The following is a 13147-nucleotide window of genomic DNA, read 5'->3' on the forward strand; positions in this document are numbered from 1 at the left end:
CGGCACAAAGGCAAAAGGACCATGATGATTGAAGCGCTTCTGAAAGGCATCCCATTGCCGACAATGATCGTGGGAAGCGACCGGATTGTTACGCATACAAACGCTGGAATCTCGGAGATTTTCGGGCGCGATCTGGCGGGCGAAAATGTAGTGAACCTAATCCGCCAAGCACAGGCCTCCGCGGCAATCGAAGCCTGCCTCGACAACGGCCGATCGGGGGCGGCGCGGTTCGTATTATCCAACCATTCCGGCGAACACAGCTTCCAGCTTAGCGCAGGCGCCATCGGAAACGGGCAAGCCGTGATAAGCTTTGAAGACCAGACCCGCCATGAAGAAGACGATGCTATGCGCCGTGACTTTGTGGCCAATATCAGCCATGAGCTGCGCACACCGCTGACCAGTCTGATGGGGTTCATCGAAACCCTCCGAGGCCCCGCGCGCGGGGACACTGATGCTCAAGACCGCTTCCTTTCCATTATGGAACGCGAGGCCGAGCGAATGAGCCGCATGGTGAGTGATTTGCTCTCTTTGAGCCGTGTGGAAGTGGACGAACGCGTGCGCCCTCGCGATCAGGTGGACATCAGCGGGGTGCTGCGTTCGGTCATTGCGACTTTGGAAGGGAAGATGTCGGACGCCGACATAACCGTGAACGCCACCAATCTGGAGAACGCCTTCATTGTACAAGGTGACCGTGACCAGCTGACCCAGCTGTTTTTGAACCTGATAGAGAATGCGATAAAATATGGCGGGACGGGCAAAACCATCCACGTAAGCCTGAGCACCATCGCGCGCGACCAGCCCCTGCGCCAACCCGCTATAAAGGCGGAGATTCGTGACGAAGGTGCGGGAATCGATCCGCTTCATCTTCCGCGGCTGACAGAGCGTTTTTACCGCGTGGATGACCACCGAAACCGCAATCAGGGCGGAACAGGTCTGGGCTTGGCAATTGTGAAGCATATCGTAAAACGGCACAGAGGACGCTTAGAAATCTCTTCTAAACAAGAGGTTGGAAGCCAATTCACGGTATTTTTCCCGCAAAAGTCGTGAACTTTTTACGCCCATATCGCAGGTTGTCATGAACTTGTTACAAAAGGTTCACAAAAGGTCAGCACGGCGCATTTATTTCGTCGGTCATTCATAGCCACCAAGGGGGTGGACGTGAGATTATGACACTAAAGGAGTGACCGTATGTCGTTCATCAAAACAGTGGCTTCCGCCGCTATTCTAGCCACCGCAGCTGTGACTGCCGCAGAAGCCCGTGACCAGATCCGCGTCGTCGGCTCATCCACAGTATTTCCCTTCTCAACAGCTGTTGCAGAACAATTCGGCCGCTCCACTGATTTCCAAACACCGATTGTTGAATCCACCGGCTCCGGCGGCGGTATGAAGTTGTTCTGCGCAGGTGTTGGCACCGAGCACCCAGACATCACAAATGCGTCGCGCCGCATGAAAGCAAAAGAGTTCAAACTCTGCGCTGACAATGGTGTCACTGAAGTGACTGAAGCTATCGTAGGGTTTGACGGTATCGTCATCGCCAACGCAAAAGGCGGACCAGAGTTCGCGGTCACACGCACCCAACTTTGGCAAGCTCTCGCAGCGGAAGGCCCAAAGCCGACCAACTGGTCCGACATTGATCCATCCCTTCCAGTGATCAAAATCGAAGTTCTGGGACCTCCACCGTCCTCGGGCACACGTGACGCCTTCGAAGAGCTGGTTATGCAAAAAGGCTGTGCCAAAGCAGAAGCTGGCGACAAAGCATATTGCAAGAAAGACGGCTCCCACATCCGCGAAGATGGTGCCTATATCGAAGCTGGCGAAAACGACAACTTGATCGTGTCGAAATTGGAAGCAAACCCGAATGCGGTTGGCGTATTCGGCTTCTCTTTCCTCGACCAGAACTCCGACAAGCTGCAAGGCGCGGTAGTTGACGGCGTTCAGCCAACATTCGACAACATCGCAGGTGGCGAGTACCCAGTTTCACGTTCCTTGTACTTCTACATCAAGAACGCCCACGTGGGTGTCATCCCTGGCTTGCAAGAGTACGCAAACGAGTTTCTGTCCGAAGATGCCGCCGGTGAAGAAGGATACTTGATCGACAAGGGCCTGATCCCGCTGCCAGAAGACGAATTCAAAACCATCTCCGGCAATGTGAACTCCTTGACCAAAATGACTGGCAACGAGTGGAACTAAGCCCCATGGGTTAGAAAACAATTGGCGAGGGCGATATCACAGATGTCGCCCTCGTTGTACGACGAAAGATCAACAGATACTCCTCGAGGATCGAATGCTAACACTCACATTCTTCGCAGTTCTTGCACTTGCATTGGCGTTCTTTCTTGCAGGGCGAAGCCGCGCTCTTTCCATCGTGGGTGGAGAGGTCCGAAACCTCCATTCGCGCCCGAATTTCCACGGCACATTGGCGCTGCTGCTATCGGCAATTTCCGGCATCACGGTGCTTCTTTTGGTCGGCATGCTTTGGAGCGCTTGGATCGAAAGCAGCCTTCTTGCCCAGATATCCGCGTCTCATCCCGATTTATCCGCCATTGAAGCGGAATTGGTGCTGTCGGACGCCTATGCCATAGCCAATAGCGGCATTGCCTCCAAAACCGACGAGCTGCGCATCGCAATGTCACAACAGGTGACCCGCACCAGCGCCTTGCACCAATGGGGCACGATTGCAGCCGCCCTGATCGCCACACTGATGGCGGGGGCTTGGGCCTTGGGGAAAATTTCCCCCGACTGGCGCGCGCGCAACCGCTCCGAGACCATCATTCGCCGCATCTTGATGCTGACCGCCGTGATTGCGGTGCTGACCACCGTCGGCATTGTGATGTCGCTGATCTTTGAGACGATAAACTTCTTCAACAACATCGACTGGCAGATCCACAAGTTCCTTTTCGGAACCACATGGTCACCGCTTTCAGGTGTGCAGGCCGGAAAACTGGACCCCGATAAAGTTGGCGCAATTCCATTGTTTGCTGGCACCTTGATGATCACCGTGATTGCAATGCTGGTGGCCGTGCCAATCGGACTTTTGTCAGCGGTCTACCTGTCTGATTTCGCCAGTCCGAAGCTGCGCGCTTGGGCCAAGCCGATGCTGGAATTGCTGGCGGGTATTCCGACCGTTGTTTACGGCTTTTTCGCCGCCATCACCTTGGCCCCATTCATCCGGAATTCGGGCGAAAGCATTGGCCTGACCATCGCGTCAGAGAGTGCGTTGGCGGCGGGCATTGTTATGGGCATCATGATCATTCCGTTCATCTCCTCGCTGTCTGACGACGTGATCAACGCCGTTCCACAAAGCCTGCGCGACGGCTCCTACGGATTGGGCGCAACCAAGGCCGAGACCATCCGCCAAGTCGTTTTGCCAGCCGCGTTGCCGGGCATTGTATCTGCGGTCTTGCTGGGTATTTCACGCGCCGTAGGCGAGACGATGATCGTGGTGATGGCTGCAGGGCAGGGGGCCAATTTGACCGCAAACCCGCTGGAGGCCGTGACCACAGTGACCGTGCAAATCGTCATGCTGATCACGGGGGACACCGAGGCCTCTACGGCGGCGGGCCCTGCCTTCACACTTGGGTTCACGCTGTTCTGCGTGACCTTGCTTATGAACATTGCGGCACAACGCGTCGTGCGCAAATACCGCGAACTCTACGATTAAGGGCTGCTGGCACATGGTAGATATGACAACTCTTAGTACGCGCCACTCTGGCGAGGCTTCGGCCAAGCGCATCCGCAAACGGCGCTTCGCTGAAACCCGCCTTAAGGCCTACGGCATCTTTGCCTTGGCCTGTGCGGCGGCGGCACTTATCGCTCTTTTGGCTTCGGTTGTGACCAAGGCAGGGGGGGCGTTGACAGAAACCTATCTGACGCTTCCGGTAACCTTGGACGCCGCCGAGATTGATCCTGATGGCACAGGTGACCCCAAGATCATCCGCCGCGGAGATTTTACCGGCTTGACCAAGGACGCGCTTAAAGCTCACTTCCCCGACGCCAAAGGCCGCACGGCCCGACGCCAACTCTATGATCTGACGTCGTCAGGAGCAGCATTCGAGCTGGCTGAGAAAGTCGCAGCCGACCCGTCTTTGGTAGGTCAGAGCATCGACTATGATTTTCTCGCCTCCGATGTGACAGACCTGTATCTGAAAGACGCCTTTGGCAGCTTCCAGTCTCAAAGCGTATCGGGACATCTGACCCTGACCGCGGAGGGTGACAGCATAGCCGTGTCATCCACGTCAGAGGATTTCGCCCTAGCGCTGGAGCGCGTCAAAGAAGGGCTGATCGGCAAAGCAGACCGTCTTCGCAAACAGGCCGCATTGCAGGAGAACGGTGTCACTGAATTCACCCGTCGCGCCGAAGAGGCCAAGACGGATGACGACCGCCAGAAGAACGAGGCGCTTGCGATTGCTCGTGCAGCCGCCCGCGACAAACTGCTTGATGAGGCCGCAGAGCTGGACGCCCGCGCCGCTGCTGACGGCGGCAATGAAGCTTTGGATGAAGACAACCGCTCGGTGCTTGTAAACGTGGCCGGCGGCTGGCTGAAACTGACGCATATCACCCCAACGGGCGGTGTAGCGGAGGTGGTGTTGCCGGTAGAAGGCGAAGTCGTCTCCGGCACGCCTTGGAAATTGTTCATCACAGAACTGCCCGAGGCCGCGCGCAAAGTGTCCGACAACCAGATCATCTGGATCGAACAGCTCAAATCGCAGGGCAGGGTGGATGTGGTCTTCAACACGCGTTTCTTCACAGCAGGCGACAGCCGAGAACCTGAATTGGCAGGGATTTGGGGGGCCGTCGCTGGCTCTTTCTGGACCATGGTTGTCACCTTCCTGTTGGCCTTCCCCACAGGTGTAATGGCCGCGATCTACCTTGAAGAATTCGCCCCTAAGAACAAGCTCACCGACTTCGTAGAGGTCAATATCAACAACCTTGCGGCTGTGCCCTCCATCGTGTTTGGCCTGCTGGGGCTATCGGTATTCCTTGGGGTGTTCGGGGTTCCCAGATCAGCGCCATTGGCCGGTGGCATCGTGCTGGCGCTAATGACGCTGCCGACCATCATCATCGCCTCGCGCGCCTCCATTCGCGCGGTGCCACCCTCCATCCGAGATGCCGCCGTGGGACTTGGGGCAAGTCCGATCCAAGCGACGTTTCACCATGTACTACCGCTGGCGATGCCTGGAATTCTAACCGGCACGATCATCGGCATGGCGCAAGCTTTGGGCGAAACCGCGCCCTTGATTATGATCGGCATGGTGGCCTTCATTGTCGATATTCCAGGCTCGATCACCGATAGCGCATCCGTGCTGCCCGTTCAGGTGTTCCGCTGGTCCGACTTCCCTGAGCGCGCCTTTGAGGCAAGAACCTCTGCCGCGATCTGCGTGCTGCTTCTCTTCCTCGTGGTGATGAACGCCATCGCCGTATTCATGCGCAAACGATTTGAAAGACGGTGGTAGACAATGCTCGATATGACACAGACACTTCAAACGGAGCCGACCATGTCCAAAGACATCAAAATTAGCGCCAAAGGCGTGGACGTTTTCTACGGCGACACACATGCCATCAAAAATGTGAATGTCGATATTGAAGACAAGGCCGTCACCGCATTTATCGGACCGTCGGGTTGTGGCAAATCCACCTTTTTGCGCTGCATCAACCGGATGAATGACACCATCGATATTTGCCGCGTTACCGGCGACATCTTGTTGGAAAACGAAGATATCTACGCCAAGTCCGTTGATCCGGTTCAACTGCGGGCCCGTGTGGGCATGGTGTTCCAAAAACCGAACCCATTCCCCAAGTCAATCTACGACAACGTGGCCTATGGCCCGACGATACACGGTCTGGCAAAAAACAAGTCAGAGCTTGATGAAATCGTCGAGCAATCTTTGCGCCGCGCCGCAATTTGGGATGAGGTAAAAGACCGCTTGCACCAGCCTGGCACCGGCTTGTCAGGTGGCCAACAGCAACGCCTTTGCATTGGTCGCGCCATTGCAACCGCCCCAGAAGTCTTGCTGATGGATGAGCCATGCTCAGCCCTTGATCCGATTGCCACCGCGCAAGTCGAGGAACTCATTGACGAATTACGCGCCAGCTACACGGTGGTGATCGTCACGCACTCTATGCAACAAGCCGCGCGCGTCAGTCAGAAAACTGCCTTCTTCCACTTGGGCGAGGTTGTAGAATACGGCGACACCGATAAAATTTTCACAAACCCAGAAGACAGCCGAACCGAGAGCTACATCACCGGACGGATCGGGTAGGGAGCAGAACCATGACTGATAAAGAACACATCGTATCGGCCTTCGACCGTGATTTGGCCGCGGTTCAAACCTTGATCATGAAAATGGGCGGAATGGTTGAAACCGCAATATCTGACGCCGCACGCGCGTTGGAATTGCGAGACGTTGAATTGGCCGAGCAGGTTCGCAAAAATGACAAGCAGATTGACGCTTTGGAAGAGCAGGTGGCCTCCGAAGTTGCGCGGATCATTGCGACACGCTCGCCCACAGCAGGTGATCTTCGCACCGTGCTGACCGTGCTTAAGATATCGGGCAATCTAGAACGCATGGGGGACTATGCAAAGAACCTAGGCAAGCGCACTTCCGTTTTGTCCGAAATGCCCGCAATCAACGGGTCGGGCGGGGCATTGCGCCGCATGGTTCAACTTGTCAGTTTGATGCTGAAGGACGCTCTGGATGCCTACATCCAACGCGATGTGGCTTTGGCAGAAGACGTGCGGCGACGCGACGGCGATGTTGATCAGATGTACAACGCATTGTTCCGTGAGTTCCTGACCCACATGATGGAAGACCCGCGCAACATCACCGCCTGCATGCATCTTCATTTCATCGCTAAGAACGTGGAACGCATGGGCGATCACGTCACATCGATTTCGGAGCAAGTGATCTACCTTGTGACCGGTGGGCTTCCTGAAGAAGACCGCGATAAGCAAGACAAAACCTCAATCGATAGCGCCTTGGGCAAGGTTTAACATGCTCTCGCAACCTTATGTTCTTGTTGTAGAAGATAACCCTGCGCAACGCGAAGTTCTGATTTATAACATCAGTGCTGAAGGGTATCAGGTCGAAGCTGCAGAAAACGGCGACGAAGCTTTGCTGATGATCAAAGAGCATACTCCCGATGCGATTGTTCTGGATTGGATGTTGCCCAATGTCTCGGGGATCGAGATTTGTCGCCAAATCAAGAGCAACCCCGACACACGCGCCATTCCCGTCATCATGCTATCGGCCCGATCCGAAGAAGATGATCGTGTTCGGGGCCTCGAAATCGGCGCTGACGACTATGTCGTCAAACCATATTCCATCGCAGAGCTTCTGGCGCGTATCCGTACTCAATTACGCAGATCACGTCCGGCTTCTGTTGGTCAGCGCTTGGAACATGATGATGTGGTGTTGGATCTGACTGAACATCGAGTGTATCGCGACGACGCCATGCTGAAGCTTGGCCCGACAGAGTTTCGACTTTTGGCGACTTTCATGGAACGTCCTGGTCGGGTGTGGTCACGAGAGCAATTGCTCGATCGTGTTTGGGGTCGCGACATCTACGTCGATACACGTACTGTAGACGTCCACGTTGGACGTTTGCGCAAAGCTTTGTGTTCCTTCGGGGGGGATGATCCCATTCGAACCGTCCGCGGCGCTGGCTATTCTTTGGGATAATACATCAATGCAATCATATGGATAAGGCGATGTTTTAAACTAGGGCTCATGTTTAGAGCTATCTTTAATTTACATAATACTGATTATTAGTAAACCCAATCAGATCCTGCAGGCCACATTAATCACCTTTACCGATCCTCCCCATCGTTAAGATTTTACGAACTGCCTTCGGTCCTTCACAGTCCACTCGTAAACGACTACCAGGCCATCGGCCCTGAACGGCAATGCTCCCATGGTGCTGCATCCACTGCGTAGCGAGCTGTATCGTGGAACGCCGCAGTCAGATCATTCGCTTCAACCGTGGCGTTTGCTTCGAGCAGCGTACTCGTTCATCTGCCGGTACGGCAAACCAGGATCTCGCATTGCACTCTGAACGTCATCAGCACGCTTTCTACAAAGCTTGATATTCCATTCTTTTACAACGAGATGCGATGTGCATCTCATGTAATCAATGCACTGCTTTCCTATATGATGAGTAGGGTATCCATAGGCCCTGCCCCATGCCGATGCCTTGCTAAAAGTGATCTTTCAGACGCCGTAACTCCGCGAAAACTTCGCTGTCGCTGGCCTGCTCCAGCCCCAACTTCGTCCGAATTTCGGGGTTTGCGCAGCGCAAAAACGGGTTGGTGGCGAGCTCTTGCGCCAATGTCGTGGGAACCGTGGGGTCTCCTTGCTCTCGAAGTTGCTCAACCTCGATCATTCGATTGCGCAACGCCATATTGTCTGGATCGACCGAAACCGCAAATTTCGCATTTTCCAATGTATATTCATGGGAACAATAAATCACCGTCTGATCCGGCAAAGCTGTAAGCTTCTGCATGCTGCTCCACATGGTTGAAGGACTGCCTTCAAACAAGCGACCGCAGCCCATCACAAACAAAGTATCCCCTGTAAATACAATACGTTCTGACTTGATGTGAAAGTTCAACATATCCATCGTATGCCCCGGAGCATGAATGACCTCCACCTGTCGGCCTGCGAACGAAAAATGATCCTCGTCCGATAGCACCTCATCCACACCTGCGATCCCTGGCGGGCCATAGACGGTAGCGCCAGTGGCAGATTTCACCTCTGACAACCCCGTGACGTGATCGAAGTGATGATGCGTCACCCATATCTGCGTCGGAGTCCATCCCGTTGCGTGAATAGCCGCCATATAGGCCGGCCCGTCCCCCACATCTACTGCCGCTGTTTCGCCTGTCTCTGGGTCATGGATAAGCACGCCATAGTTTTGTAATGGCGGATGCGGGAATTGATGGATTTGCAACATAGGGGCCTCCTACGGCCAAAGGTATTGTTTAGACGCTAGCGTTCACGAAAGATCAGACACCCTAGCTGCGGACCGCGCGAAGTGCTCCACTTAGCAACGCTACATCAGAGGCAATCGCGACAAAGCGCGCGCCCATTTTGATATAGTGCTCCGAGCGCGCCTTATTCAATGTCAGGCATCCTGCAATCTTGCCGGAGGCCGCAATCCTGCGCAGGGCTGCATCAACGGCGGCCTGAACCTCTGGCGCATCCAAATTATGCAGATACCCCATCGATGCTGCCAAATCTGACGGCCCGACGAACACTCCATCCACCCCGTCAACGGCGCAAATTTCTTCGAGGTTCTCCAAGGCAGTCGTCGTTTCAGCCTGAACCATTAAGCACACGCGATCATTGGCCTGAGCAAGGTAGCTGGTGTCAAGATTGTAGCCTGACGCCCGTACAATTGCGGCGCCAATTCCTCGGGTTCCTTGCGGAAATTCTTTAGATGGGTAGCGCATCGCACAGGCCAGTTCACGGGCTTGGTCGGCCGTGTCGACCATCGGCACTACAACGGTGTGAATGCCCAGATCAAGGACTTGCTTGATCATCCAGCATTCGGCGTTGGGGATCCGCACACAGGCGTCTGGCCCCAGCACGCGCGCCTGTTGCGCGACTTGGGAGATGTCATAAGGGCCATGCTCGCCGTCGATCAGACACCAGTCAAACCCCGCTGTTGCGGCAATTTCGGCAGAGGTCGCAGTGCCTAAGCCCAACCAGCATCCTTGTTGAACTTGGCCTTTTTCTAGTCTCTCTTTTAGCGACGTCATAATTCACGCAATCCCCTGTAACTGATGATTGCATCAAGGCCACCAAGGGCCCCATCTTTCAAGCTGGATTCGGACATCTGAGAAGAAAAATGTGCGGAATTTCAGAAAAACAGAAACTCAAACATCTCTCAACATTCAAATACCCCCTATCTATCAATCACTTACAACTTTACTCAGCGACAAGCTTGCACAGAGCAACCTGCCCCCTACCATGTCCATATAACACGTCGGACAACTGACGTCCTTGGGAGGAACAAATGAACAAACTACTCAAAACCACCGCTATAGCTGCGCTGACAGTGTCCTTTGTCGGCGAAGCGGCCGCCACCGAATGGAATGTCTCGGTCTGGGGCAAACGCCGCGCGTTCACTGAACATGTTGAGAAGCTTGCCGAATTGGTCTCTGCAAAGACCAACGGCGAATTCACCATGAATATCAGCTATGGTGGCCTGTCGAAAAACCGTGAGAACCTAGATGGGATCTCCATTGGCGCATTTGAAATGGCGCAGTTTTGCGCTGGATACCACCGCGATAAAAACCGCGTCGTTACCGTGCTGGAACTGCCGTTCTTGGGCGTCGCAAACCTTGAGGAAGAAGTAGCGGTATCCAGCGCCGTCTATGCCCACCCTGCTGCAGCCGAGGAAATGGCGCAATGGAACGCCAAACTTCTGATGACGTCGCCAATGCCGCAGTACAACATCGTCGGCACCGGCGCGCCTCGGGACACGCTGGATGCAATGAACGGCATGCGTGTTCGTGCGACCGGCGGATTGGGCAAAGCGTTTGAAGCCGTAGGCGCCGTGCCAACGTCGGTGACCGCGACAGAGGCCTATCAGGCGATGGAATCCGGTGTCGTCGACACCGTGGCCTTTGCCCAGCACGCCCATTTGTCGTTTGGCACCATCAATCAAGCAGAGTGGTGGACCGCCAACTTGAACCCCGGCACCGTGAACTGCCCTGTCGTCGTCAATGTCGACGCCTATGAGGCCCTGTCGGACGCCGAGCGTGCGGCGCTGGACAGCTCTGTTCCAGAGGCCTTGGATCACTATTTGGCCAACTACGGCGAGCTGCTCAAAAAATGGGACAGCGTACTGGAGGAAAAAGGCGTCAAAAAGGTTGAGATCAGCGAAGACGTCTTGGCCGAATTCCGCGCCAAGGCTGCCGACCCGATCCGCGACGCTTGGATCAAGGATATGGAAGCCCAAGGCCTGCCTGGCCAAGAGCTCTATGACCTTGTCGTCAAAACGCTCGCCGACAAACGCGGCAGCTAAAGTCTAAAGCAGCGCCCTATTTGCGGGGCGCTGCATCACGACATCTGGGGGAGTAACTTACATGGCCGGATCCGCCGCCGTGCTGGAAGATTCCAGCCTTCTAAGCAAGCTTGATCGGGCCTTACTGCCATTGGAGCGCTTGTTTGCCCTGCTTTCAGGCCTCACGGTTTTCTCCTTGATGTTCCTTGCCGCCTATTCCGTAACGGGGCGTAAGTTTTTCAATTCTCCGCTGTCGGGCTACGTCGATTATATCGAGGCCGCGATGCCCTTGATCGCCTTTATGGGGGTATCTTTCGTGCAGCGCGAAGGTGGACATATCCGTATGGACATCGTGATCGCAGCCCTGAAAGGGCGCGCCATGTGGTTGTTTGAGCTGCTCTCGGTTCTTCTTATTCTTCTGGTGATACTGGCGCTCATTTGGGGAAGCTGGTCGCATTTTGATCGCAGCTTTGACATGAGCAGACCTCTGTGGAGTCGCGACAGTTCTATCGATATTGGCATTCCCATCTGGCCGTCGAAATTGCTGGTCCCCGTTGCTTTTTCCGTCCTCGCCCTAAGGCTGATGCTGCAATCATGGGGCTATGCGCGGGCATTTGTCTTGGGATTGGAGGCGCCGGTGGCCGTGCCGTTAATCCTCACTGTAGCCGAGCAAGCCCGACTGGAAGCTGAACAACTTGAGGGGGCCGACTGATGGATGAAATCACCATTGGCCTTTGGGTGTCAGGCGGAATGCTGGCGATGGTTGTGCTGGGCATGCGGGTGGCATTTGCGGCGGCGGCTGCAGGCCTGTTCGGGTTGGTCTGGCTGCGCTGGAACGGGTTCGACTACGATCCAAGCCTATTGTGGAAGTCGGTAGAAATCAGCGTGAAGATTGCGGGGCAAGTCCCCCACTCCAAAGTGTCGTCGCAGGCGCTGAGCCTCATTCCGACGTTTATCCTGATCGGCTATCTGGCCTATCACGCCAAGCTGACATCCGCCCTGTTTGAGGCCGCCAAGCGCTGGTTTGCTTGGGTGCCAGGGGGATTGGCTGTGTCGACCATTTTTGCGACCGCCGGATTCGCCGCTGTGTCAGGGGCATCGGTTGCCACCGCTGCGGTTTTCGCCCGCATCGCTATCCCAGAGATGTTGAAAGTCGGATATAATAAACAGTTTGCAGCTGGTGTTGTGGCCGCAGGTGGCACCTTGGCGTCGCTTATTCCGCCCTCGGCCATCCTTGTGATCTATGCCATCATCGTGGAGCAAGACGTCGGAAAATTGTTGCTGGCGGGCTTTGTGCCTGGGGCGTTTTCAGCTGTTATCTATGCGATGCTGATCATTGGCATCGCTGTGGTCTTTAAAAACGTCGGCCCTCCGGTGACTGGTTTTACCTGGCGCGAGCGTTTTGCGTCCCTGCCTCCTGCCCTACCGATTGTGGCAGTTGTCGTTATCATTATCTTCTTTGTCTACAACCCCTTCGGAGACGCATGGGGCACCCCGACAGAAGGTGGCGCGATTGGGGCCTTTATCGTGTTTTTGATGGCCGTTTACCGTGGCATGCGGTGGGGGCAATTGAAAGAGGCGCTTATCGACACGGCCAAGCTGACGGTGATGATTTTCACCATCATTTGGGGGGTGCTGATCTATGTGCGCTTCCTTGGCTTCGCTGATCTTCCCGGTGCCTTTTCCGACTGGATTACCACGCTGGAGATGTCGCCGATGCTGATCCTTGTGTGCATTTTGCTGGCCTATGCGGTTTTGGGGATGTTCATGGACGCCATTGGCATGTTGCTGCTGACCCTGCCTGTTGTCTATCCGGCGGTCATGGCTTTGAACGGTGGCGAAGCTGTAACTGCCGCAGAAAGTACCTTTGGCATGTCCGGCCCCATGTGCGCGATCTGGTTTGGAATATTGGTCGTGAAGATGGCCGAGTTCTGTCTCATCACCCCCCCCATCGGGTTAAACTGCTTCGTGGTGGCGGGGGTTCGAGATGATCTCAGCGTGCAAGATGTGTTCAAAGGCGTCACACCTTTCTTCATTGCAGATGGCTTGACCATCGCCGCATTGGTGGCCTTTCCCAGCATCGTGCTTTGGCTGCCGTCCCTTGCGGGGTAGATGTTGCTTTTGAGTATTTGGGACCAAA

At 55.1% G+C, this 13147-nt stretch carries 12 protein-coding genes; 10 read left to right on the forward strand and 2 right to left on the reverse strand.

The genetic code is table 11. The annotated features are described in order from the left end of the window. Positions 1 to 21 precede the first annotated feature (21 nt). From Q0746_RS01170 to phoB, 7 genes are all read left to right on the forward strand, one after another. Positions 22 to 1047 (forward strand): ATP-binding protein, encoded by a 1026-nt coding sequence (locus Q0746_RS01170; protein ID WP_298256378.1) that lies wholly within the window; start codon positions 22 to 24, stop codon positions 1045 to 1047. 141 nt (positions 1048 to 1188) lie between these two features. Beyond that, the gene (locus Q0746_RS01175; RefSeq protein ID WP_298256379.1) at positions 1189 to 2190 is read left to right on the forward strand and encodes a substrate-binding domain-containing protein; all 1002 of its coding nucleotides are present in this window, start codon (positions 1189 to 1191) and stop codon (positions 2188 to 2190) included. A 94-nt stretch (positions 2191 to 2284) separates the two neighbouring features. Next, positions 2285 to 3661: a phosphate ABC transporter permease subunit PstC gene (gene pstC, locus Q0746_RS01180; RefSeq protein ID WP_298256381.1), complete on the forward strand. Its 1377-nt coding sequence runs from the start codon at positions 2285 to 2287 to the stop codon at positions 3659 to 3661. Positions 3662 to 3683: 22 nt separating this feature from the next. Then, positions 3684 to 5453: a phosphate ABC transporter permease PstA gene (gene pstA, locus Q0746_RS01185; protein ID WP_298256383.1), complete on the forward strand. Its 1770-nt coding sequence runs from the start codon at positions 3684 to 3686 to the stop codon at positions 5451 to 5453. A 12-nt stretch (positions 5454 to 5465) separates the two neighbouring features. Then, positions 5466 to 6260: a phosphate ABC transporter ATP-binding protein PstB gene (gene pstB / locus Q0746_RS01190; protein ID WP_298256384.1), complete on the forward strand. Its 795-nt coding sequence runs from the start codon at positions 5466 to 5468 to the stop codon at positions 6258 to 6260. An 11-nt stretch (positions 6261 to 6271) separates the two neighbouring features. After that, the gene (gene phoU, locus Q0746_RS01195) at positions 6272 to 6991 is read left to right on the forward strand and encodes a phosphate signaling complex protein PhoU (RefSeq protein ID WP_298256386.1); all 720 of its coding nucleotides are present in this window, start codon (positions 6272 to 6274) and stop codon (positions 6989 to 6991) included. A gap of 1 nt (position 6992) precedes the next feature. Then, positions 6993 to 7679: a phosphate regulon transcriptional regulator PhoB gene (gene phoB, locus Q0746_RS01200; RefSeq protein ID WP_298256387.1), complete on the forward strand. Its 687-nt coding sequence runs from the start codon at positions 6993 to 6995 to the stop codon at positions 7677 to 7679. Positions 7680 to 8193: 514 nt separating this feature from the next. Here the strand turns inward: phoB and gloB are convergent. After that, positions 8194 to 8949: a hydroxyacylglutathione hydrolase gene (gene gloB, locus Q0746_RS01205; protein WP_298256389.1), complete on the reverse strand. Its 756-nt coding sequence runs from the start codon at positions 8947 to 8949 to the stop codon at positions 8194 to 8196. Between the two features lie 61 nt (positions 8950 to 9010). Next, the gene (locus Q0746_RS01210; RefSeq protein WP_298256391.1) at positions 9011 to 9757 is read right to left on the reverse strand and encodes an HpcH/HpaI aldolase/citrate lyase family protein; all 747 of its coding nucleotides are present in this window, start codon (positions 9755 to 9757) and stop codon (positions 9011 to 9013) included. A gap of 257 nt (positions 9758 to 10014) precedes the next feature. On the opposite strand from Q0746_RS01210, the gene Q0746_RS01215 reads away from it, so the two are divergent. The 3 genes from Q0746_RS01215 (at position 10015) to Q0746_RS01225 (ending at position 13119) form a co-directional block, all read left to right on the forward strand. Beyond that, positions 10015 to 11028, forward strand: a complete 1014-nt coding sequence (locus Q0746_RS01215; RefSeq protein WP_298256393.1) for a C4-dicarboxylate TRAP transporter substrate-binding protein — start codon at positions 10015 to 10017, stop codon at positions 11026 to 11028. 61 nt (positions 11029 to 11089) lie between these two features. Then, entirely contained in the window at positions 11090 to 11719 is a 630-nt protein-coding gene (locus Q0746_RS01220; protein WP_298256395.1) for a TRAP transporter small permease, read from the forward strand. Further along, entirely contained in the window at positions 11719 to 13119 is a 1401-nt protein-coding gene (locus Q0746_RS01225) for a TRAP transporter large permease (RefSeq protein ID WP_298256398.1), read from the forward strand. The genes Q0746_RS01220 and Q0746_RS01225 overlap by 1 nt, the downstream gene beginning before the upstream one ends. The last annotated feature ends 28 nt before the right edge of the window (positions 13120 to 13147 follow it).

This window comes from uncultured Litoreibacter sp., assembly GCF_947487515.1.
GTDB lineage: Bacteria > Pseudomonadota > Alphaproteobacteria > Rhodobacterales > Rhodobacteraceae > Litoreibacter.